General features: G+C 66.2%; 19 protein-coding genes. 7 read left to right on the top strand and 12 right to left on the bottom strand.

Annotation, left to right across the window (positions count from 1 at the left end; translation table 11 throughout):
- Positions 1–30: 30 nt before the first annotated feature.
- The 7 genes from FAX90_RS11935 to FAX90_RS11905 all read right to left on the bottom strand — a co-directional run bounded on the left by FAX90_RS11935 (position 31) and on the right by FAX90_RS11905 (position 9,674).
- The gene (locus tag FAX90_RS11935) at positions 31–1,062 is read right to left on the bottom strand and encodes a response regulator (RefSeq protein ID WP_170234970.1); all 1,032 of its coding nucleotides are present in this window, start codon (positions 1,060–1,062) and stop codon (positions 31–33) included.
- Positions 1,059–2,567 carry a hypothetical protein gene (locus tag FAX90_RS11930; RefSeq protein ID WP_144097633.1) on the bottom strand — a complete coding sequence of 503 codons (1,509 nt, stop codon included), beginning with the start codon at positions 2,565–2,567 and terminating at the stop codon, positions 1,059–1,061. The genes FAX90_RS11935 and FAX90_RS11930 overlap by 4 nt, the downstream gene beginning before the upstream one ends.
- Entirely contained in the window at positions 2,564–4,462 is a 1,899-nt protein-coding gene (locus tag FAX90_RS11925) for a glycosyltransferase family 2 protein (RefSeq protein WP_144097632.1), read from the bottom strand. The genes FAX90_RS11930 and FAX90_RS11925 overlap by 4 nt, the downstream gene beginning before the upstream one ends.
- The gene (locus tag FAX90_RS11920; protein WP_144097631.1) at positions 4,455–6,278 is read right to left on the bottom strand and encodes a cellulose biosynthesis cyclic di-GMP-binding regulatory protein BcsB; all 1,824 of its coding nucleotides are present in this window, start codon (positions 6,276–6,278) and stop codon (positions 4,455–4,457) included. The genes FAX90_RS11925 and FAX90_RS11920 overlap by 8 nt, the downstream gene beginning before the upstream one ends.
- 181 nt (positions 6,279–6,459) lie before the next feature.
- Positions 6,460–6,891 carry a type II 3-dehydroquinate dehydratase gene (gene aroQ, locus FAX90_RS11915; RefSeq protein ID WP_144097630.1) on the bottom strand — a complete coding sequence of 144 codons (432 nt, stop codon included), beginning with the start codon at positions 6,889–6,891 and terminating at the stop codon, positions 6,460–6,462.
- A gap of 148 nt (positions 6,892–7,039) precedes the next feature.
- Complete coding sequence (locus tag FAX90_RS11910) at positions 7,040–7,444, bottom strand: response regulator (RefSeq protein ID WP_144097629.1); 405 nt, start codon at positions 7,442–7,444, stop codon at positions 7,040–7,042.
- A gap of 139 nt (positions 7,445–7,583) precedes the next feature.
- Positions 7,584–9,674 (bottom strand): protein-disulfide reductase DsbD family protein, encoded by a 2,091-nt coding sequence (locus FAX90_RS11905; protein ID WP_240704886.1) that lies wholly within the window; start codon positions 9,672–9,674, stop codon positions 7,584–7,586.
- 110 nt (positions 9,675–9,784) lie between these two features.
- Here FAX90_RS11905 and FAX90_RS11900 point away from each other — a divergent pair, with 110 nt between their 5' ends.
- A complete protein-coding gene (locus FAX90_RS11900) occupies positions 9,785–11,014 on the top strand; it encodes a UbiH/UbiF/VisC/COQ6 family ubiquinone biosynthesis hydroxylase (RefSeq protein WP_276612328.1) in 1,230 nt (409 codons plus the stop codon).
- A gap of 25 nt (positions 11,015–11,039) precedes the next feature.
- Here FAX90_RS11900 and FAX90_RS11895 read toward each other — a convergent pair whose 3' ends face one another.
- The 3 genes from FAX90_RS11895 to hemC are packed head-to-tail and all read right to left on the bottom strand — an operon-like array spanning position 11,040 to position 13,631.
- Positions 11,040–11,972 (bottom strand): hypothetical protein, encoded by a 933-nt coding sequence (locus tag FAX90_RS11895; RefSeq protein ID WP_144097628.1) that lies wholly within the window; start codon positions 11,970–11,972, stop codon positions 11,040–11,042.
- A gap of 25 nt (positions 11,973–11,997) precedes the next feature.
- The gene (locus FAX90_RS11890; protein WP_144097627.1) at positions 11,998–12,681 is read right to left on the bottom strand and encodes a uroporphyrinogen-III synthase; all 684 of its coding nucleotides are present in this window, start codon (positions 12,679–12,681) and stop codon (positions 11,998–12,000) included.
- A complete protein-coding gene (hemC, locus tag FAX90_RS11885; RefSeq protein WP_144097626.1) occupies positions 12,678–13,631 on the bottom strand; it encodes a hydroxymethylbilane synthase in 954 nt (317 codons plus the stop codon). Before hemC ends, FAX90_RS11890 begins: the two co-directional genes overlap by 4 nt.
- A gap of 43 nt (positions 13,632–13,674) precedes the next feature.
- Between hemC and tsaD the strand changes: the two genes are divergently transcribed.
- From tsaD to FAX90_RS11860, 6 genes are read left to right on the top strand one after another with little or no spacing between them, the layout of a single operon-like run.
- Positions 13,675–14,757 (top strand): tRNA (adenosine(37)-N6)-threonylcarbamoyltransferase complex transferase subunit TsaD, encoded by a 1,083-nt coding sequence (gene tsaD, locus FAX90_RS11880; protein WP_144097625.1) that lies wholly within the window; start codon positions 13,675–13,677, stop codon positions 14,755–14,757.
- The gene (locus FAX90_RS11875) at positions 14,754–15,773 is read left to right on the top strand and encodes an NAD(P)H-dependent glycerol-3-phosphate dehydrogenase (RefSeq protein WP_144097624.1); all 1,020 of its coding nucleotides are present in this window, start codon (positions 14,754–14,756) and stop codon (positions 15,771–15,773) included. Before tsaD ends, FAX90_RS11875 begins: the two co-directional genes overlap by 4 nt.
- A complete protein-coding gene (locus FAX90_RS11870) occupies positions 15,770–17,323 on the top strand; it encodes a lipopolysaccharide biosynthesis protein (RefSeq protein ID WP_144097623.1) in 1,554 nt (517 codons plus the stop codon). Before FAX90_RS11875 ends, FAX90_RS11870 begins: the two co-directional genes overlap by 4 nt.
- Positions 17,324–17,342: 19 nt before the next feature.
- A complete protein-coding gene (locus FAX90_RS11865) occupies positions 17,343–18,101 on the top strand; it encodes an OmpA family protein (protein WP_240704885.1) in 759 nt (252 codons plus the stop codon).
- 11 nt (positions 18,102–18,112) lie between these two features.
- Positions 18,113–18,268: a hypothetical protein gene (locus FAX90_RS16620; RefSeq protein WP_170234969.1), complete on the top strand. Its 156-nt coding sequence runs from the start codon at positions 18,113–18,115 to the stop codon at positions 18,266–18,268.
- Between the two features lies 1 nt (position 18,269).
- Complete coding sequence (locus tag FAX90_RS11860; protein ID WP_144097622.1) at positions 18,270–18,899, top strand: hypothetical protein; 630 nt, start codon at positions 18,270–18,272, stop codon at positions 18,897–18,899.
- Positions 18,900–18,905: 6 nt separating this feature from the next.
- Here the strand turns inward: FAX90_RS11860 and FAX90_RS11855 are convergent, their stop codons facing one another.
- The gene (locus tag FAX90_RS11855) at positions 18,906–19,463 is read right to left on the bottom strand and encodes a hypothetical protein (protein WP_144097621.1); all 558 of its coding nucleotides are present in this window, start codon (positions 19,461–19,463) and stop codon (positions 18,906–18,908) included.
- A gap of 70 nt (positions 19,464–19,533) precedes the next feature.
- Positions 19,534–21,060, bottom strand: coding sequence for a S10 family peptidase (locus FAX90_RS11850; protein ID WP_144097620.1), 1,527 nt, complete (start codon positions 21,058–21,060; stop codon positions 19,534–19,536).
- Position 21,061 lies beyond the last annotated feature (1 nt).

Below are 21,061 nucleotides of genomic sequence, written 5' to 3'. Positions count from 1 at the left end.
TCCAAGCGCGAAAGCCGGCCCTTTTTCGTGTCAGGCGTTTTCGACGTTGCGGTGGCCGCTGAAATTTTCCGCCGCAAGGCTGGCGATCAGCGCCGAGGGCAGGTCCACGGTCTGCGCAGCGGGGCGCCAGCCGTTGGCGGTGGACACGCGGACGCGGTCATGGTGCAGCGCGTTGCCGTGCGGGATCGCGGGATATTCGACCGCGCGTTGCAATCCGGCGCAGAGCGTTGCGATCCGTGCACTGTCCCGCATCCCCGGCATCAGGACGATGAAACGCCCATCGTCCCATCCCGCCAGCGTCGATCCCAGTGGGGCCGGCACCGCCTGCAGGCGGCGCATGATTTCGGTGTGCAGCCGTTCGGCCCCGCGCATGCCGTGATAGACGATATAGGCGTCCAGTTCCTCTATCTGCACCATCGCGGCCGCCATCGACACGCCGTTGGTGCGACATTCGCGCAGGACCATTTCGGCCCAGGCCCGCGACGGCATGCCGGTCTTGCTATCGACCAGGGTGCCGTCGATCACCGATTCCCGCAGTTCACGGTTGCTGTCGATCAACTGGCGTTCGCGCGCCTGCCTGCGCTCCTGCTCGCGCTTCAGGCGCAGCAGGGTGCGCACCCGCGCCTGCAGTTCGATGGGCTCTATCGGCTTGGTCACGAAGTCGTTGGCCCCTGCCATGAACGCTTGGCCCAGCGCATCCATATCGCGGCGGCCGGATAGCATCAGGATCGGCACGAAGGCGCCGCGCCGCGTGGTGCGGATCGCGGCGGTCGCCTCGATCCCGTCGACCTGCGGCATCATGATGTCCATGATGACGAGGTCGTAGGCCAGCCGGACTTCATCGGCATTGGTGCCGACCAGCGATAGCGCGACATAGGCTTCTTCCGCGCTTGCCACGCTGCGGATGCGGAAATTGCCGCCGCCCGACAGCATCCGGGCCGTGATCTCGGCCGAATCGGGATCGTCGTCGACGATCAGGATGCGTGGGCCTTCACTGTTTCTGGCACTGTTCCTGGCACTGTTGCCGGCTTCTCTGGTGGAAACGATCGAAAGCTGGTTCATGGCTGGTCCTCCCTGATCCATGCGCGCCATTCGGGCCCTTCGTGCAAAAGCCGGTAACCGGGCAGGCCGCGTTCGTAGAGATCGGGGAATGTCCGCCCCATGGCGTCCGCCCCGCGTATGGATCGCGTGTCACGCACGACCTGTATCCGCGCCCGCGCGTCCTGGCGCATTCCGGCAAGGCGGAAACGGATCGAACTGGCCGCCGAAATGCCGTGCGCGCTGCCGCGGTGGGCGATCGTCGCAGGGGCGGCCGCGGCATCGAACAGGATGTCGTCATGCCCCTGAAGCGCGACGCCCAGTGCGGCCAGTTCCCCGTCGACCGCAACGGTGGGCCTGCCCATCAGGACGGCGCGCAGGTTTTCGCTTTCCACGTCCTGCGCCTTGAGCAAGGTGACCGCGCCGCCGATCCAGCCGAAAGCGAGCATCGCGATGACCAGCATTTCGGACCGTGACCGATTGCGCGGCCAGCGGGTCGCCGCCGCCATGGCCAGCGGTATCGTCAGCGCGGCCAGTTGCACCGGCACCGGCATCGTCTGCGTCATCCCGCACAGTCCCGCACCGGCCACGGCAAAGCCGCCAATGGCCAGAGACGCGCGGCGCAAGCTCCCTTGCTTGCGCGTACGGACCAAGATCGCGGGCAGGATCGGCGCGCTCGCGACCATTCCCGCCAAGGCCAGTCCCAGAACGGACGCCGGCAGCGGCGGCGTGATCGGAATTTCGGCGAAATGGCCCAGGAACGCGAAAGCGTCGTCGTTGAAGATCCAGTTCACGTAAGCGAACCCGGCCAGCACGAAGGCGGCCGGAAACAGCATCGTCATCATCACCCCGGTGACCGACCGGCGCATCTGCGCCTCTGGCACGCACATCGCGATGAAGGGCACTGCCGCGACCACGAAGACGAGGCCCACCGGCTGCGACATCAGGATCAACGGCAACGAGAGCGAGACGAGGATGACATCCGTGATCCGGTGATCGCGGCGCAAGTTGAACAGGCCGACGGCCAGCATCGAGAGCCCGGCATGAAATCCTGCCCAGCCGGGACTTTCGGCAAGGCTGCGCAGCAGGACGGGGTTGGCGGCAAGCAGAACCGCGGCCGTGATCGACGTCCCCCAGGACAAGTGCGCGGACTGGAACGCGCGCAGCCAACCGGCGACCATCAGCGCGAAAAGCAGCGCGGTCACGAGCGGTAGGATGTGCATCCCGAACGAGGGTATGGCCAGTTCCGCAACGATTGTCGCGAAATAGGGCAGTGGCGGCGAGGCGGCGATGATCGAAGGCGCGGCGACCGCCCCGTCGGACGCGAGCAGCGCCTGTCCCCACAATTCGAGCGAGGCCTGCGACGCGTAGCCTGCGTCCTGCAGCCACAGCAGCAGACAGAGCAGGGCCGAGGTCAGCGCCAGCACGGTAAGCAGGAAAGGCGGATGCGAACGCGTCGTCACACCGTCCGGCCTGGGAAAGGCGAGGCGGGTGCGGACCTGCTCAATCGGCCAGACATGGGCGTTCATGCGCCGCCCTCCCCGCTATCGGCACGGGCGCGTTCGATGGCAGTCATACGGGACAGGCCGTGCGTGGTCTTTTCCCAGTAGAACGGGCGGGTGATCAGCTGGAACAGCCCTTTCCACGCCGCGATCGACATCAGCACCCAATATCCGATTACGGTCGGCGCCCATGCCGTCAGTTCCAGCCAGTTGCGCCGGAATGGGGCCAGCATCATCAGGAAGATCAGCATCCCGTTGCCCGCCAGCAGGTTGAACAGCGACAGGTAAAGCAGGACCGGCGGGAAAAAGATGTCGAACCCTGCGGCCTGCGTCACGGCCCAGACCACGAAGACCGCCCAGAACACCGGATTGATCAGGCCCGACGTCATCGTCCCGCCGATGAACATGACAAAGCCCAGCACGCCCAGCGGGCCGACCTGCTGCACGAAATCGCCGGGCCGGCGCAAGTGGACCAGCAGGGTCTGCATATAACCCTTGATCCAGCGCGAACGTTGGCGAATCCAGTTGCCGACGCTGACGTTCGCTTCCTCGAACGTGGTCGATTCCACCAGCTTCGTGCGATAGCCCTTTTGCGTCATGCGGATGCCAAGGTCCGCATCCTCGGTCACGTTGAACGGGTCCCATGCGTGAAGTTCGCGCAGCACGTCGGTGCGGAAATGGTTCGACGTTCCGCCCAGCGGGATCGGCACGCCCATGCGTTCCAGACCCGGCAGCATCAGATCGAACCACAGCGAATAATCGAGTGTGAACAGCCGCGTCAGCCAGTTTTCGTCGCGGTTGTAGTAGTTCAGCCGGCACTGCACGCAGGCAACCGTTTTCGGCGCGCGGGCAAAGGCGGCAACGACGCGCTTCAACTGGTCCGGTTCGGGCTTGTCCTCGGCATCGTAGATCACGCAGAATTCGCCGCGGGCAAGGCGGAAGGCGTAGTTGCAGGCCTTGGGCTTCGTCTGCGGGTGCGAGGGAGGAACGAGGATGATTTCGAAGATTTCCTCCAGCTTCAGGGCGCGTGCGGCATCAATCGTGGGGGTGTCGCCTTCTTCCAGCACGATCTTGATGTCGAGCTTGGCCGCCGGATAATCGAGCCTGCGCAGCGCGCCGGCCAGGATCGGCAGGACGTCGGGTTCGCGGAACATCGGGACAAGGATGGTATAGACCGGCAGGTCTTCGTCCGCGAGCAGGCCGATGGCCGCGTCGATTTCGCGCTGCTGTGCCGCAAGGTCGACGCCTCCGGCCCAGATGGCGAGCCCCTTGAAGGCAAAATTACCGAGGTAGAACACGCTCATCAACGCGTTCAGCACGATCAGCGTGGCGATGGGGGCGAGCACTGCGCCGATCGCGCAGGCGCTGGCCAAGGCCCACAGGATCAGCAGCTGCACTGGCGTGAACACGGTCCGCGCGCTCATCACCGGATCGCGATCATCAAGGTCGTAGATGGCGCGGCGGGTCCAGCTTTGCGAAAAGGCCTGCTGCACCGCCTGCCGCAGGGCCCGGCGCGAGGTGATGACGACATCGACTTCGCTGCCCCAGCGGCGGCGGATGAACAGCATCGCCTGCGGGCCGGGACGCGCCGTGGCGATGGTCAGCCGCTTACCCTTTGCCGTTTCGCGCACCCGCCACGGCACGGCCAGTTCGCGCATGTAGGTTTCGGCGTCGCTCTCGCTCAACAAGGTCAGGTCGGGCGGTTCGTCGATAAGGTCGACATGGTCCAGCCCAAACCTGTCGGCGAGCGAGCGATAGAGCGTGCGGCTGTCGACCGAGCTGCGCGAAAGCAGCACGTCGGGTAGCGGCATCTGCCACCTTCGCGAGAGGGCCCATGCCTCGTCCAGTTCGGGTAGCGTGATGATCCCCTGATCGACGAGATGGTCGCCGGTCCAGGCATCGGTGTTCGAGATGTCACCCATCGTTCTGGCCGCCCCGGTCCCGCGAAAGATAGGTCTGGCGCAGCAGCCATGCGAACAGGGCGGAGACGAGCAGCCAGGCACCGAGAACCAGCCATATCCGGTGCTGGCGCATCCAGTCGGCAAGGTCGAAGTCGCCTTCGTTCTCGATGTCGACCAGCTTCTCTCGCCCCGAATGCATGGCGAAAAGGCGGCCCGATCCGTCGAACAGGGCGATGTCGCCGTAGCCCAGCCGGGCGGCGGCGGACATTCCGGCAAGCTGCGCGAAATCGCGCCCGGGCCTGATCCAGAGAACAGGGCGTCCGCCCTTAGGCACGAGCTGTACCACCGATGCCCGCGCCAGGGTGGCGGCATCGACCATCGGCGTGCCGTCGACGCCCCGGATGCGCGTCTTGGCCGAGGGACGGAGGGGCGGTTCGATGCCGGGTGGCGGATTGTCGCCCAGCCAGATCACCGGCCCGTCGGGCAGGGCGCCGCCGAACTGCACCGACAGCGGGGTCGAGGCCGAGAGCATCCCGCCAAGCAGACCCGCGACCGCCGCGATCGTCGCATTGCCGGGACGTGCGGGCAGCACCAGTGTCACGCCGCCCGCGAAAGCGGCGGGCAGGTCGTGGAAATCGGCTGGCTCTCCTGCCTTGTCCAGAACCGCGTGGCTCGATGCCAGAAGGCGCGCTTCCTGCCGGACGGGAGGGCTGTCGCAATCGCCGCCGCGTTCCTGGCGCAGGACGCTGACGTCGATCCGGTTGTCGGTTGTGGCCAGCCCGTCGGGGATCGAGACGGACAGCCGGTTACGCTCTCCGGGCATTGCAGGCCGGCTAGCGAGCAGGAGACCGTTCAGCGCGATCGTGACGATGGCGGGCGTATCGCCGCCATCGTCGGCGACCGCGAGATCGGCAACGAGCCCGGAGAGCGTCCGACCGTGAGGGACACGGGCAGCAGGGAGGGGGATGGTCCAGCCCCCACGGTCGGAAATCAGGCGAGGGGCAAGGTCGGCATCGAGGCTGGACAAGCCGATCGCCGCACGGCTGACTTGCCTTTCGCCGAGCGCGGCGGCGGCAACCGGCAAGGCGCCGCCGGGAAGATCGGGCGCAGCGGCGAAGATGCGCGCGGCGGCCTGCGGATCGCGGCCGACGATGAAAGCTGGCCGCGACCCTTGCGCTATTTTCAGCGGGCCTTGGCTGCTGGCATCGAACGTGACGTGGGTTTCCTGCCAGTCCCCGTCGGTTCGCGGCGGGCCGAACCGGACGGGCCGGGCCGCGGCCAGCAATAGCGCGCCTGCGACCTGGGCCTCGCTTGGCCGAGCGGGAAGTTCGACCGCAAGCGGGCCCGGCGCATGGCCGATGGCGCGGCCCGCGTCGCGCATGGCATCGTCGGCATAGACCACCTCGGCCCCGGCTCCGCCGCCGAAGCGTATCCAGTCCCCGCCGATCTGCGAGGCGGCACATCGCGCTCCCTTGAGCGCACCCGAATAGTCGAGCGCGACCGACAGGTAGCGGCTGTCGAGAAGGTTCGCGGGCACAGGCATGCGCCAAATGCCGCTTTCGGTGTCGGCAAAGCGGCGCGTGGCGATGGCGCGGCTCCCGATGCGCAGGGTTATCTGCCGGTTTGCGGGGTACGCGCTTTGCGTTTCGAAGGGCAGGTTCAGGACCACGCTTTGGACGTCGGCCGGATCGCCGATCGGAAAATGCAGGACCTTTCTTCCGGCCAGTCCCGAAAACTCCACCCCGTCGCCTTGGCCGATTTCTTCCAGCGGGATGGCGCGCGTGACCGGCTGCGCCAGAACCGGCGCAGGTCCGGCCAGTGCCAGAGCCGTAATCATGATTGCCAAGCCGCGCCCTGCGCCCATTTCCGGTATGCCCCCTGCCTTCTCGGGGATCATTCTAGGACCGGGTTGGCGCAGGCGGTTAGTCGAGACCGATCCGCGGGCTTTCTAATTCATCCGAAACCGACCGACCGTCGCATATTCCCGAGACAAGGCCGGGTGGCAGGCGTTCGGAGGATCAGATTTTTGCGGAAACAGCCTCTATCGCAAAGCCGTAGCCCGCAATGCCCGCACCGCAGATCACCGTGTCGGCAATGGCGGAGATATAGCTGTGATGGCGAAATTCTTCCCGCGCATGGACGTTGGAGATGTGAATTTCGGCAACCGGTCCGTCGAACGCAGACAGCGCATCGCGTAGCGCGATGGAGGTATGGGTATAGGCAGCCGGGTTGATGACGATGGCGGCCGAATTGTCACGCGCTTCGTGGATCCAGTCGATCAACTGGTGTTCGGCGTTCGATTGCAGGAAACGGATTTCGTGGCCCAGCGCCTCCGCCCGCGAGGTGCACAGCGCCTCTACATGCTCCAAGGTATCGTGACCGTAGATGTGCGGTTCCCGCTTGCCGAGCAGGTTGAGGTTCGGTCCGTTCAGAATCGTGATCAAGGCCATGCGTGCGCCCATTTTCCCCTGCGCGCACGAATGGGCGTGCGCCGTTATGCTGGAAACGGGATTAGGGCCAGCGGCCTGTCATGGCAATGGTATGCGAGGGAGCAGGCTTGGCCTGAATACGATCTGGGCCTGCGATCAGGCTCGGCTATCAGGCGATGGCGCCCAGAACCTGGCGGACTGCCGCTTCAAGCTCTCCACAGGGACAAGGCTTGGTGCATACGATCGCCTCGGGATAGTCGATCCGCAGTTCCTGAGGATCGGCGTGGCCCGAATGGAACACGATCGGCACGCCCATGTCGCGAAGCTTGTTCGCGACCGGATAGACGTCGCCGTCGGTCAGCTGAACGTCGAGAATGGCGACGTTGGGCCTGTCTCCGTCAAGCGCGGCTAGCGCCTTGGCATTGCTGGGATAGGGGCCATCGACCGTGAAACCGCTGTATGACAGCTGGTCCGCCATGTCGAAGGCGATGATCATCTCATCCTCGACAAGGAGGACGACAGGGCTTTCACCCGCCGCCTTGAAGTCCGCTTTTTCGTAACCCCAGTCTGCCATGCCCGTTTACATCCCTGCGCACTGCGGTCCGATCCTACAGTCGCTTGGTTAATATCTGGTGCGATCGGAATTGACCGCCATTCAGACATCAAACCGTAAAGATCGTCGGCGGTTCCCCAGGCTGTGTCTTTTGTTGCACTTAGTTCTCATTTCCCGATGCGAGCGCGGTCAGTTTTCCGGTCGTCAGGATCTGCGGCAGGACCTCGCCTTCCGCGCCCGGCGCGTACCAGACATAGAGCGGGACGCCTGCTGCCCCCTGGCTTTCGAGATAGCGGGTGATCGTGGCATCGCGCCGGGTCCAGTCGCCCCGGATCACGATCACGCCCGCCTTTTCAAAGGCTTGCCTGGTATCCGTGCGATTGATGGCGGTTGCCTCGTTCACTTTGCACGTCACGCACCAGTCGGCGGTGAAATAGGCAAAGACCGGCTTTCCGCTCGCCCGCGCATCGGCGAGGGCGGCATCGGTGAATTCGGTCGCGCCCAGTTCGTCTTCAACCGGCGGGGCGCTCGTCGTCATCGCCCCAGCGATGGCTGTCGCGATCAGCGCAAGGGCAAAGGCGGCCAGCACCGCGCCTCTGGCATAGAGCCCCAGTTTCTGCCTGCGCCCCGTTTCGAACAGCAGCGCGAGGACGAGCGCGGTCGCCACCAGGCCGAGCGAAAGCAGCGCGATGCCCCCGATACGCCACGTCAGCCAGACCAGCGCCAGCGCGGTCAGGCCCATCGGTACGGCCATGATGCGGCGAAACCGGTTCATCCATCCGCCCGGTTTGGGCAGAAGCCGCCGGATCGCCGGCACGAAACCGATCAACAGGAACGGGAAGGCCAGGCCAAGGCCTAGCGCGGCGAAGAGCGCCATCGCATCGGGCACGGGCAGAAGCAGCGCCGCACCCATCGCGGCGGCCATGAACGGGCCGGTGCAGGGCGTCGCCACGAAGGCCGCAAGGAGTCCGGTCAGGAATGCGCCGCTGCCGTGGCTGGACCGGCCGATGGGCAGCATCATTTCGAACAATCCGGCAAGGTTTGCGGTGATTGCGCTGGCCAGGATCAGCAGCAGGACGATGGTTGCCGGTTCCTGAAGCTGGAAGGCCCAGCCCACTTCCTGACCCGCCGCGCGCAAGGCCAGCAGGACCGCGCCCAGCAGCAGGACGGCGACCATGATGCCCGCGGTATAGGCCAGCGCGTCCTTGTGCGCGCCCTGTTCGTTCGCCTTGGCCAGCGAGATCGCCTTGAGGCTGAGGATCGGGAACACGCAAGGCATGACGTTGAGGATGACGCCGCCTGCAAAGGCCAGCAGCAGGAGCCAGGCCAGACCCGGCAAGGCCCCGCCCGTTGCAGGCAGGCCCGCGATCGCCTCTCCGGCGGCGGGCACGTCGCCTGCTTCCAGTGTAACGGCAAGGCCGGTGCCGTCGCCAAGCCGCAGGACCGCTTCGTAAGGCTGGCCCGATGATGCACCGTCGTCTGCGCCGGTTTCCACGATCAGCCAGTTTCCGTTGCGCGAAAAGCTTTGCGGCGCGACATACTTCGCAAAGCCGTCGGCGGCGGGGAACAGGTGCGGCGAAGTCACGTCCGCGCCCGGCGCCACGGGCACCGCGATGCGCAGCGTTTCGCCGACGACTTCGTAGGGGCCCTTTTCGGCGAGCGGCGCGGGCAAGTGCGCGCGCCATTCATCGAATTGCGCGTCATGCGGGGGGGCGGCGTCGGCAGCGGCGATCATGACTTGCGCGGTGAACGTGCCCCTTTCGGGCACGCAGATCTCATCGGTACAGGCGAGCCAGCTTGCCTCCAGCCCGATCTCCACGCTCTGCCCCGGCACCGCGTCGGCAGGTACAGTCAGCGGAACCAGGATCGCGTAGGGTCCTTCGTATACGTGGTTCATCAGATTGCCGATGACCAGCGGTTCGGGAACAGGGTATTCCGGTTCGCCCACCGCGTATCCGTCCGGCAGGGTCCAGGTCGTGTCCATGCCGAAACCGGCATCGCCGGGGTTCAGCCAGTATCCGTGCCACGTCGGCTTGGGTTCCTGCACGATCGCCAACGTAACCGTATCGCCCGGTGCGACCGGCCCTTCGACCGCAAGGCGCGTGTCGATATTGTTGGCCAACACGGGAAGCGCGGCAAAAGCGGCGAGGATCGCCAGCAGCAGGGCGGCGATCCGTCCGGGTTGCCGAATGGCGTAAGTCGTGGCGCGGTGCATCGTATCCGGTTCGCTATGGGCGGGCGGGGCTTGCATGGCACGCGCCGCACCGCCATCTGGTGCGTGATGCGTTTAAGGGCGGCAGGCGATGCTGTCCAGAAAAGCGCGGGGACTTGGGTTCATACCTGGCAAGCGGAGATTATCGGGTGAGCGGCGAAATCGGTACAGAACGGCGCGACGTGGTAATCCTGGGCGGCGGCCTTGTGGGGATGACCCTTGCCATCGCGCTGGCCGAACTGGGCATTACCAGCCACGTCCTCGACGCCGCCGACCCCGAGGCGCAGATGGCTGCCGGGTTCGACGGGCGCGCTTCTGCCATATCGACGGCCAGTTGGAACCTGTTCACGAACATCGGCATCGCAGACCGGCTGGAGAAATTCGGCTGTCCGATCGACGCGATCGCGGTGTCGGACCAGCTGAAGCCGGGCGAATTGCACTTCCGCCCCCAACCGGGCGAGGGATCGCTGGGCCGGATGTTCGCCAATCGCCAGCTGCGCATCGCGCTTTTCGACGCGGCGAAGGAACGGCCCGAAATCGCGTTTCACCCGAAAAGCCGCATCGTCGCGCGCGAACGCGATGCATTCGGCGTTGCGGCCATCCGCGAGGACGGCGCGCGTTTCGAAGGCAGCCTGCTGGTCGCCGCCGAAGGGCGACGCTCTCCCACGCGGGAAGAGGCGGGGCTGACCGTTGCCAAGTGGGACTATCGTCACCGCGCGCTGATCTGCGGGCTGACCCATGAAAAGCCGCACGGCAACGTCGCGTGGGAAATCTTCTATCCGGCGGGGCCATTCGCCCTGCTGCCGATGCTTGACGACGATCAGGGCCGCCACCGCACCGCGCTGGTCTGGACCGTGGCGGAAAAGGACGCCGATGCCTGGCTGAAACTGGGCGAGCGAGCTTTCGTCGCAGAAGCGCAGAAGCGCATGGGCGGCGTGCTGGGCGAAATCGCCCTAGACGGCGCGCGCACGTCGTTCCCGCTGGGTTTTCACCATGCACCGACAATCGTGGCGGACCGGCTGGCTCTGGTCGGCGATGCGGCGCACGGTATTCATCCCATCGCGGGGCAGGGCCTGAACCTTGGCCTGCGCGATGCGGCAGCGCTTGCCGAAGTGCTGGGTGACGGCATGCGGCTGGGGCTGGAGCCGGGCGATGCCCAGCTGCTCAAGCGTTACCAGGACTGGCGCGCGCTCGACGATTTCAGTGTGGCACTGGCGACCGACGGGCTGACGTGGATTTTCGGCGTGCCCGGAAAGACCGCCAGCATGGTGCGCCGCGCCGGGATGAGCGCGATCGAGAAGTTCGCCCCACTCAAGACATTTTTCATGGACGAGGCACGCGGCGTATCGGGCGCGCTGCCCGCACTGCTTCAGGACTGATTACCGGCAGCGCGGCAGCCGCGTCTTACTGGGCCGCAGCCGCCGCGCCCGTCTGTTCGGGCGCGGGTGTCGGCGTGGGCGAAGGTGCGGCAGGGCTGCCTTGGCGTACCGGCTGTCCCTCGCCATCGATCAGGCGGCGCGGTTCGAGCAGTGCTGCCGTCTCGATCAGGTCCAGCGCGTCATGCATCGCGACATAGCGGCGCGCTTCTGCCAGCCACGGTTCCACGCGGTCGCGATTGGGCAGGCGTTCGACCAATGCGGCGGCGGCTTCGACGCGCCCATCGTCGAGCAGGGTGCGCGCACGGTCGAGCCGGAGCTCCGGCTGAGGGGAAGGCGCGCTCGACTTGCGTAGCACGAACAGGCGCGATGCCTCTGCCTTGACGCGTTCCCAGCCGGTCGCGTTGTCAGGCTCGTTCACAGCCTCGTTCGCGATCACTTCCAGGTCCTGGCGCAAGGCGTCCAGCGTGACCGGGTTGCGCGATCCGTTGATGATCGTGCGAACGGCGTTGGGCTGGGCATTGCCGAAACGAAGCTGGAGCTGGTTTTCGAGATAGCCCAGCGGCGCGCCGCGTTCGATCAGGCGGCGGGCGGCAAAGGCGACCAGCAACCCTTCGGCGCGGGCGGCGTGGCCCGATGCGGCCTCTGCCTGCAGGTCGAGCCGGTTCAGGCGGCGTTCGAGATCTTCGAGGCGCATGCCCATCGTGGTCTCGTTCGCGGTCGTCGGGATGCTGGTGGGGACGGCGGCGGCCAGTTCGGCATCGCCGGGCAGCGCCGCGGCGGTCTGCACCGTTTCCTCGGGCGTTTCGTCGGCGGAGATGCCGTAGCTCCACGCAAGATAGAAGGCGAGGGCACATCCGACGGCGAACGCGATCAGGACGGCCGTGGCCATCGAGCGCATCCGGTTGGTGCCGCTGGAACGATCCGAATTCGAGGTCGCGTTGGGGGTTGTCGCTTCCATTATATCTCTGGTTGGTTCTGGTCGGTCAGGCTTGGCACATTTGCATGGCCAAGGCCAGCAGTGCACCATCGTCGGTGGACGGCGCGGTGGATAGACACAGCCACCCTGAACCCGCGCTGTCCGCGATGCGCGGGGCAAGGCAGGCGAGCGCGATGTCGCCGCGCGCAAGGTCCAGCCGGTCGACCTCGCCCGCGAAATGGGCGGCCGCCTCTGCGGAATGGAGGAGGACGAGGCAGGGGCCGCGCAGTTTTTCGGCAAGGCCTGCGCCGATCGAACAGTTCGCCACGCGATAGGCGGTGCGGGTGTCCGCGCTCATTCCTTCGGGCAGGTCCAGCGGCACGTGGGCCTCTCCGCTCACGCGCAGCAGGCGGCAGTGTCCCGCCGCTTCGGTCATCGGGATTACCGATTGGAGGCCGCCACTGCCGATCCCGGCAACGCTGAAGCCCGCCTTTCGCGCGGCGGCCGCGCTGGCTTCGCCCACGCACCATGCGGGAAGGTCGGTGAGGCCCGCCATGCATTCGCCGCCGTGGCGCAGGACATTGGCACTGCCGATCAGGATCGCGTCATAGTCTGCTGCATCGGGACAGTCCCACGCCACCGGCTCCACCGCGAAAAGCGGGTGGCTTTCGACCGCGATGCCCATTTTCTCGCCAAGCGCCACGGTCCGGGCATCGCCCGGCGCGGGGCGGATCGTGATGACGGTCTTCAAGCCGGGGGACCTGCGAAGTGAACGGCCACGACCTCGGGCGCGTCGGCCAGCAGGCGGGCGGCAAGAACGTTCGCCCCGTCGGACGCGGCGTCGAACGTGCTCTCGCCCTCGACCTTGGCAAGGCCGTCGGGGCTGTAGAGCCGCACGGTCATGGTCAGTTCGCTTTCCCCCCGGGTCCAGACCGCGATGGGGCTGTGGCAATTGCCGCCCAGTGCCAGCAGCAGCGCGCGTTCGGCCATGACTTGGGCGCGGGTAGGCGCGTGATCGATGGCGGACAGGGCCTGCTTTACGAAGTCGTCATCGGCGCGGCATTCGATCCCGATCGCACCCTGCGCCGGGGCGGGCAGCCATTCGGGTGCTTCCAGCGGGCGGCCGACCCCGGTTTCACCCAGCCGTTCGAGGCCCGCTGCGGCAAGCAGCGTCACGTCCGCCTCTCCGGCCTGCAGCTTGGCAAGGCGGGTGGCGACATTGCCGCGAAAGCCGACGACGGTAAGGTCGGGCCGCAGGCTCAGCATCTGGGCCGCACGGCGCGGGGCGCTGGTACCGACGCGCGCGCCCGGCGGGATCGAAGCGACCGAGCTTGCGCCGACCAAAACATCGCGCACGTCGGCGCGCGGCAGCAGGGCGGCAATCGCGATCTGTTCGGGGCGGATGGTCTCCACGTCTTTCATCGAGTGGACCGAAAAGTCGATTTTCCCCTCGACCAGCCAGCCGTCGAGTTCCTTGGTCCACAGTGCCTTGCCGCCGATTTCGGCAAGGGGGCGGTCCTGTACCTTGTCGCCGCTGGCCAGCACGGGGACGATCTCGACCGCGTCCTCGCTCCACCCATGCGCTTTACACAGGCGGTCGCGCGCTTCGTGCGCTTGCGCCATGGCAAGCGGCGAACGGCGCGTGCCGAGGCGCAAGGGGCGGTCCGTGGCGGGCAGGGGGTTTTCGATTACGTCAGGCATCGCGGGTTGTGCTAGCGCCGCAAAGCGTTCAGGGAAACCCGCCATGAGTGCCACGAATCCGAAGGTTTCACAGTTTTCGCGCCCGCTGGTTCTCGGCATCGAGTCGAGCTGCGATGAAAGCGCCGCTGCTGTCGTCGCGGCGGACGGGACCATCGTGGCACAGGCCATCGCCTCGCAGGACGAAGCACACCGCCCTTTCGGCGGCGTCGTGCCCGAAATCGCGGCCCGCGCGCATGTCGAAGTGCTGGGCCCGATGGTGGAGCAGGTCCTGGCCGAAGCAGGGATGGAGCTTGGCGATCTGGACGCCATCGCGGCGACGGCGGGGCCGGGGCTGATCGGCGGCGTCATGGTCGGCCTTGTCACGGGCAAGGCGCTGGCCATGGCGGGTGACAGGCCGCTGATCGCAATCAACCACCTTGAAGGTCACGCGCTCAGCCCGCGCCTGGCCGACCGCGCGCTTGCTTTCCCCTACCTGCTCCTTTTGGCGAGCGGCGGGCATTGCCAGATCCTGGAAGTGCGCGGCGTTGGCGAATACCGGCGGCTGGCCACCACGATCGACGACGCGCTGGGCGAAGCTTTCGACAAGACCGCCAAGATTCTCGGTCTCGGCTATCCGGGCGGCCCTGCGGTTGAGCGGCTGGCGGCCAAGGGCGACGCCAGGGCCGTGCCGCTGCCGCGTCCGCTGAAGGGCTCTGCCGAACCGCATTTTTCGTTCGCGGGACTGAAAAGCGCGGTCCTGCGCGCACATGACAGCGGAAAATACGAAGCGGCAGACATCGCTGCCAGTTTCCAGCAGGCCGCGCTCGACTGCGTGATCGACCGTACGACGCATGCGCTGGCAAGCGCGGGCGAGGTCGGCGCGCTGGTCGTGGCGGGCGGGGTCGCGGCGAACAAGTCGCTTCGCGCGGCTCTGGAAACACTGGCTGAGGAAAACGGCCTCGGCTTCGTTGCACCGCCGATGAAGCTTTGTACCGATAATGCCGCGATGATCGCATGGGCAGGACAGGAACGGCTGGCGGCAGGACTTGTCGCAGAGGGCGGCGATCCCCTCGACGTCGCGGCGCGGCCGCGCTGGCCGCTGGACCCGGACGCCGAACCCGCACGCGGAGCAGGAGTGAAAGCATGAGCAAGGTTTCCACCGTTGGCGTGATCGGCGCGGGTGCATGGGGTACGGCCCTTGCACAGATGCTGGCCAGCGACGGGCGCGATGTCCTGATCTGGGCGTTCGAGGACGATGTCGTCAGCGGCATCAATCAGGATCACCGTAACGCGGCCTATCTGCCCAGCGCGCACTTGTCCGAAAAGGTGCGCGCCAGCAGCGATCTGGCCGATTTCGCCGATCTCGACGTGCTGCTTGCCGTCACCCCCGCCCAGCATCTGGGCCGCGTGATGTCGGGCCTGCCGCAGTTTTCGGGTGACCTCGTGCTTTGCTGCAAGGGGATCGAAAAGGGCACCAACCGCCTGATGGCCGAAGTGGCACGCGATGCCTGTCCCAAGGCAAAGCTTGCCGTGCTGTCCGGCCCCACGTTCGCGCACGAAGTGGCCTCCGGCCTGCCGACCGCGGTGACGCTCGCCTGCGAAGGCGGGGAAGAGCAATGGACGCGCCTTTCCGACGCGATCGCCCGCACGGAATTTCGCCCCTATTACTCCGACGACATCGTGGGGGCAGAGATCGGCGGATCGGTGAAGAACGTGCTCGCCATCGCCTGCGGCGTGGTGGATGGCATGGAACTGGGCCAGAACGCGCGTGCATCGCTGATCGCGCGCGGTTTTGCCGAGATGCTGCGGTTCGGCCTTGCCCGCGGCGCGCAGGCGGAAACCCTGTCGGGCCTTTGCGGGCTTGGTGACCTCGTGCTCACCTGTTCCTCGACGTCCAGCCGCAACTTCTCGCTCGGCACCGCGCTGGGGCAGGGTGAGGACCCGGTCGGCCTGATGGCCAATCGCCGTACCGTCGCCGAAGGCGCACATACCGCGCCCGTGCTTCAGGGCATCGCCAGGGATATGGGTATCGAAATGCCGATCACCGGCGCGGTCTGCGCGCTGCTGGAAGGCAAGGTCACCGCTTCGCAGATGGTCGATGCGCTGCTGGCCCGTCCGCTCAAGCAGGAAGTGCCCGAAGAAATCTCGGAGCAGCCCCGTTGACAAACCCCGCGCCGCCCCCGGCGGGCGGCCAGCCCGGCCCCGGTCAGGCGGGACCGCCGGGCCAGGACCTTGCGGCCCTTGCCAAGGGAGGGCGGACCAATTTCCTCGGCTTCCTGCTGCGCCTTGCCGCGCGCCTGCCGTTCCTGTTCATCGCGGGCCGCCTTTACGGCGCGGACCAGCTGGGGCGTTTCGCCTCTGCCCTGATCGTCATCGAGATCGCTGGCCAGATCGCGACGCTCGGCCTGAAACGCGGCCTTGCCAAGGAACTGCACAACGAAGCGCGGGACGAAACCCACGTCATCACCGACGGCCTGCTGCTATCGCTTTTGACCAGTTCTCTGTTCGCCGCGATCCTCTTCGTTTTCCCCGCGCCCATGTTCCCCAACGGCATGAACAGCGGGTGGGACCTCTACCTGCCGATCGCGATCATCATGCTGGCGGTGACCGAAGTGATGCTGGCCGCGCTCGCCTATCGCTACAACATTGCGGCCACCGTGCGCAGCCGCTCCATCGTTGAGCCGTGGTCGCTCTCGATCATGGCGGGCGTGTTCTATTTCATTCCCGCCACGCAGGAAGGCGGGCTGGCGCTGTCCTACCTGTTTTCCGTCATCGCGGCGGCGCTGACCGCATTGGTCCCGCTCTTGCGCAGCTATGGCTGGCCGCACGGGTGGAAACCGCATGTCATCCATCTTGCCGCCATCGCCCGCGACAACTTTCCGCTGGCGCTGGCCGACGCGATCGAATGGGGCACCCGCCGCCTCGACATCGCGATTCTGGGCATTTTCGTCAGCCCGGCAACGGTCGGCATCTACTATGTCGCGGTCCAGGTGGCGAGCTTGCCGCAAAAGCTGAAGACCAGTTTTGAGCCCATCCTCGGCCCCGTCATCGTGCGCAAGTTGAAGGAGAAGGACTATTCCGCGATTGCGCGCCAGGTCTGCCAGGCCGGTTTCTGGATCATCGCCGCGCAGACCGGTATCGGGCTTGCGCTTGGCATTCCGGGCGAAGGCGTGCTGGGCCTTGTCGGACCGCAGTTCATCTATGGCAACGGGGCGCTGGCCTTCCTGCTGATCGCCGAAGTCGTCGCCTCCACCGCCGTCGTGTCCGAAGCCGCGCTGATCTATCTTGCGCGGCTGAAGAACCTCGCGATTTCGTTCGCGACGATCATCCTTCAGGGCCTGCTGACGGTGGGGATCATTTTCGCGATCAAGGAACTGGGGTTCAGCGAACTGTTCCAGGCCGCCGGTGCGGCCATCGCGCTTACGCTGGCGCTCGGCTTTGCCAGCTTTACCAAGTCTCGCGTGCTGGCCGCTATCCTGAAAGAGCGGATCAACAACTTCCGCTGGCCGCTGGTCTGGGCTGTCGCGCCCGCCGTCGTCGTCGGTTTCGCGTTCACGTTCCTGCCCGAATGGATGGAGCTGGCGCTGGGCATTCCCGCCATCCTTGCCACTTACGGATACGTGATCTGGAAGCGTGGCTTCAAGGAGGAGGATCGCGTCCTGTTCCGGCAGGCGGGCAACAAGAAGGCTGTGCCCCTTCCGCAAGAGGACTAGCTTCGCTATCGACCGGCCCATGAACGCAATTATCTCGCTTCCTTCCTGGCTCAAGGTGCTGATCGGTGCAGTCTGCGTCGTCGTCATCGCGCTGATCGGGTCCGAGATGACGAGCGAGAACACGATCCAGCGCGTGCAGGCAGAGGCTGACGCCGCCATCGCGGCCGAGGGCGGGACCGGCATCGTCGCCGATTTTCATACCGATCAGGGCTGGCCCACGCGGCATCCGGAATTGAGCGGTGGGGAGAATCTGGACGATGACACCCGTGGCCGCGTCGCCCGTGCCGTTGCCGCGGTGCGCGGTGTCGGCGGCGTGCACTGGGCCAAGGGCGATCGCCCGCGGACCGAGGTAGAGGACGTGGCCGAAAAAGGCCCCTATCACTGCCAGCGCGATGTCGAGGCATTGCTGTCCGTGCGCGTCATCCGCTTTGCGCAGAGCAGCGCGCGGATCGAGGAAAGCAGCGGGCGTCTGCTCGACGAAGTGGCAGAGGCGCTGAAGCCGTGTGGCGGATCGATCATCGCGATCGCCGGGCATTCCGATTCGGTGGGCGATGCGCAAGTGAACCTGCGTTTGAGCCGCGAGCGGGCCGATGCCGTTCGCGACGCGTTGGTTGAACGCGGTTTGCCGCGCGCCTCGCTTCGCACCGAAGGATACGGCTCGGCCCGTCCGGTCGAAGGGCTGGACCCGACGGACCCGGCCAACCGCCGGATCGAGTTTTCGGTCATTTCCATTGCGCCGCAGGTGCCGACGCCGGTCGACACGCCGGACGCGGGGTAAGGGAGGACACGATGCCGCTCTGGATCGAATTGCTCGTCGCGTTGCTGATCGTCTATGGCGCGGTCCTGTCGCTGGCGATGCTGTGGCTTTCGCGCAGGGTGAGGCTCGCAAACCTCGTGAAGATGCGCGCCGCTCGCCGGGCGGAACGAGAAAAAGGGGAAAGCTGAAATGGTGGAACTGATCCAGGCGAACTGGGTGGCCTTCGTGATCGTCGCGGCGCTGGCCGTGATCATCGCGCTGTGGCTGCTGGCCCGCCCCAAGAAGGAGCGCGTGCGCAGCCACCGCCCCGATGTTCTTGATGAAGGGGTGGGACCGGCACGCCGCAACCAGGCGCTGATCGATTCCGCGCCGGCCGCATCGCCGGTCACGCACGAACACGAACCGCCCGCAACGCCCGATGGGCTGGCCGGTGTCGGCACCGCCGTCGCGGCCGCCGCGCTGGAGCATGACGAGGAAATGCACGCGGGCGAGGCCGAAGACCACATGCCAGACAACGCACGCGATGCGCAGGCCGTGGCCGCTGCGGTGAAAATCGATGCCGCCGACCATCCCGGCGAAGGCCTGGACGACCTGTCGCGCATCAAGGGCGTGGGCCCGAAGCTTGTGGCCCTGCTGGGCGACATGGGCATTTCGCGCTTTGACCAGATCGCGGCGTGGAGCGATGCCGACGTGCAGCAGATCGACGAACGGCTGGGCCGCTTCAAGGGCCGCATCGAACGCGACGACTGGCGCAGCCAGGCCAGGTTCCTGGCCGAGGACGATACCGCCGGTTACGAGGAAAAGTTCGGCAAGCTCTAGGCGCCGTCAGGCGGTTTCGTCGGGATCGACCGGCGCGCCCTTGATGGTCGCGTCGGCCTCCGGCTTGCACCCGGTGATGACCTGCGACGCGATGGAACTGGCGGGAGAGATCACTTTCCCGCCGCCCGCGACCGTGGCGTAGAACGGGCCGCCGGTCACCGCGATCCACATCGGATCGTCGCTGCGCAGGCTGCCGTGCCAGGCCGCGCCGTCGTTTTCGACCTTGAGCCGCAGGATGCCGCGATAGCCGACAAACGCGAAAAGCGCCTTGGCCCCGTCGTCCGACGCGACGTTGCGGGTCACGTCGACCATGCCGTCGTTACAGGCCATTTCGATAAGCGGCTTTGTTTCCGGTTCGCCATAGACCGCGCCCGCCTTCGTTGCGCGCCAAGTGGCGTCGGGCGGGTCGATCTTGCCGGGCATCGCCTCGGTAATGGCGCGCTGTTCGGCCAGTTCCGCTTCGTCATGGTGCGGCAGGGCGAACTTCGTCACCGGTTCGCCGCGCGTGCCCTGCGGTTCGGACTGCGATGAACAGGCACTGGCGGCAAGGACGATGGCCGCCATCGCGGCGGTTCGGGAAAGCGACCGGATCATGGGGCCAATCGCTAACACCGGCCCGCACGCGGGGGTAGCCCTAGCGCGCGTTTATGAACGCCCTTACGTCGCGCGAAAGCTTCGCCCTGTCTTCATCGCGCAGATACATCATGTGGCCCGCGTCGTAATATTCCCAGACCATGCGGTCCTGCGGGAAACCGGGCCGGTTCATCGAGTATTCGGCCGCGAAGAAGGGGGTGGCGAAATCGTACCAGCCCTGGCCGACGAAAACGCGCAACTGCGAATTTTCGCGCATGACCTTCGCCAGCTTGGGCGCAACGTTGAGGTAGGGCGCAACACTGCCTTCACCGTCCGGGCGCCAGTCCCATTCGGTCACACCGCCCAAGGGTACGTAGTCGCGCTCCGTCTTGAACCCCAGCGATCGGCGCAGCCAGTCATTCGCGGCGGTCACATAGGCGCCGTCGATGCCGTAGCCTGACGGATCGTTGTCGGGCGTTTCGCCCGCATTGTCGAAATCTGTGCCGGTATAGCGGGAATCAAAGCGGCCCACGGTCAGCCCGCGATCGCGCAGCAGTTCCTTGTAGAAACGGCCCGTCGTGACGCGCAGGTTCGCGCGGTCGAGAAAGTCTTCCGACAATCCGGTCAGCCGCGACAGTTCCGCCCGGATGCGGGCGTGTTCGTCCGCCGGCAGGTCCTGCCCTTTAAGCAGCGCGGTCATATAGGGGCCAAGCGCCCACTGGCGCGCCTCCTCCGCGATCTGTGCGGGCGACCCGCCGCTCCGCTTGCCGTGATAGGCGGCGGTCACTGCCATCGACGGGATGTACATCGGGTAGACCAGCTCGTTCCCATCCTCGCCGCCGCCCCAGACGGTGGGGAAGTCGAGAATGGTCGAGATCAGGATTACCCCGTTCAGGGCCACGTCGTTCCACCCGGTTTCCAGTTCGGATGCGACAAGGGCCGAACGCGTCGTGCCATAGCTTTCACCGCCCAAGAACTTGGGGCTGTTCCAGCGGTCGTTGTCGGTCAGCCACTTGCGGATGACTTCGGCCACGGACTTCGCGTCCTGGCTCATGCCCCAGTATTCCTTGCCCTCGGTATCGCCGATGGTGTGCGAGAAACCGGTGCCGACCGGGTCGATGAAGACGAGGTCGGTCACGTCCAGCAGCGAATCCGGGTTGTCGACGATGGGGTAGGGGGGCGCGCCATCGTCGGTTGCATCGGACGGCGTAACGACGCGTTTGGGGCCAAAGGCACCCATCTGCAGCCAGAGCGAGGCCGAACCCGGTCCGCCGTTGAACAGGAACGTCACCGGGCGATTCCGGTCGCCACCCTTGGCGACATAGCTGGTCGTGACGATCGCCGCCTTGGGATTGCCGTCATCGTCCTTCAGCACGGTTTCGGCAACGCGCGCGGTGTAGTCGACCTTCTTGCCGCCGAAAGTGCCGCTCAACTGCTTTTCCGACGACAGCGGGGTGTAGTCGGTGACAGGTGCGGCCTTGTCCTCGTCCGCCTTTTCGGCGGCGTAAGTGACGGCTGGAGCGGCAAGAAGGCCGAGAGCCAGGGCCAGTGCGGGGGCGGTGCAAACCGGTTTCAGGTGAAATCGCATC

Source organism: Croceicoccus sediminis, from assembly GCF_007570835.1.
Taxonomy (GTDB): Bacteria; Pseudomonadota; Alphaproteobacteria; order Sphingomonadales; family Sphingomonadaceae; genus Croceicoccus; species Croceicoccus sediminis.
This window is presented reverse-complemented; position numbering and strand designations above follow the sequence as displayed.

Coding starts and splice junctions, on each gene's coding strand:
- FAX90_RS11930 (WP_144097633.1), bottom strand. CDS start 2,567: ATGAACGCCCATGTCTGGCCGATTGAGCAGGTCCGCACCCGCCTCGCC.
- FAX90_RS11910 (WP_144097629.1), bottom strand. CDS start 7,444: ATGGCAGACTGGGGTTACGAAAAAGCGGACTTCAAGGCGGCGGGTGAA.
- aroQ (WP_144097630.1), bottom strand. CDS start 6,891: ATGGCCTTGATCACGATTCTGAACGGACCGAACCTCAACCTGCTCGGC.
- FAX90_RS11905 (WP_240704886.1), bottom strand. CDS start 9,674: ATGCAAGCCCCGCCCGCCCATAGCGAACCGGATACGATGCACCGCGCC.
- FAX90_RS11920 (WP_144097631.1), bottom strand. CDS start 6,278: ATGATTACGGCTCTGGCACTGGCCGGACCTGCGCCGGTTCTGGCGCAG.
- FAX90_RS11850 (WP_144097620.1), bottom strand. CDS start 21,060: ATGCGATTTCACCTGAAACCGGTTTGCACCGCCCCCGCACTGGCCCTG.
- FAX90_RS11895 (WP_144097628.1), bottom strand. CDS start 11,972: ATGGAAGCGACAACCCCCAACGCGACCTCGAATTCGGATCGTTCCAGC.
- FAX90_RS11865 (WP_240704885.1), top strand. CDS start 17,343: ATGAACGCAATTATCTCGCTTCCTTCCTGGCTCAAGGTGCTGATCGGT.
- FAX90_RS11935 (WP_170234970.1), bottom strand. CDS start 1,062: ATGAACCAGCTTTCGATCGTTTCCACCAGAGAAGCCGGCAACAGTGCC.
- tsaD (WP_144097625.1), top strand. CDS start 13,675: ATGAGTGCCACGAATCCGAAGGTTTCACAGTTTTCGCGCCCGCTGGTT.
- FAX90_RS11925 (WP_144097632.1), bottom strand. CDS start 4,462: ATGGGTGACATCTCGAACACCGATGCCTGGACCGGCGACCATCTCGTC.
- FAX90_RS16620 (WP_170234969.1), top strand. CDS start 18,113: ATGCCGCTCTGGATCGAATTGCTCGTCGCGTTGCTGATCGTCTATGGC.
- FAX90_RS11855 (WP_144097621.1), bottom strand. CDS start 19,463: ATGGCGGCCATCGTCCTTGCCGCCAGTGCCTGTTCATCGCAGTCCGAA.
- FAX90_RS11875 (WP_144097624.1), top strand. CDS start 14,754: ATGAGCAAGGTTTCCACCGTTGGCGTGATCGGCGCGGGTGCATGGGGT.
- hemC (WP_144097626.1), bottom strand. CDS start 13,631: ATGCCTGACGTAATCGAAAACCCCCTGCCCGCCACGGACCGCCCCTTG.
- FAX90_RS11860 (WP_144097622.1), top strand. CDS start 18,270: ATGGTGGAACTGATCCAGGCGAACTGGGTGGCCTTCGTGATCGTCGCG.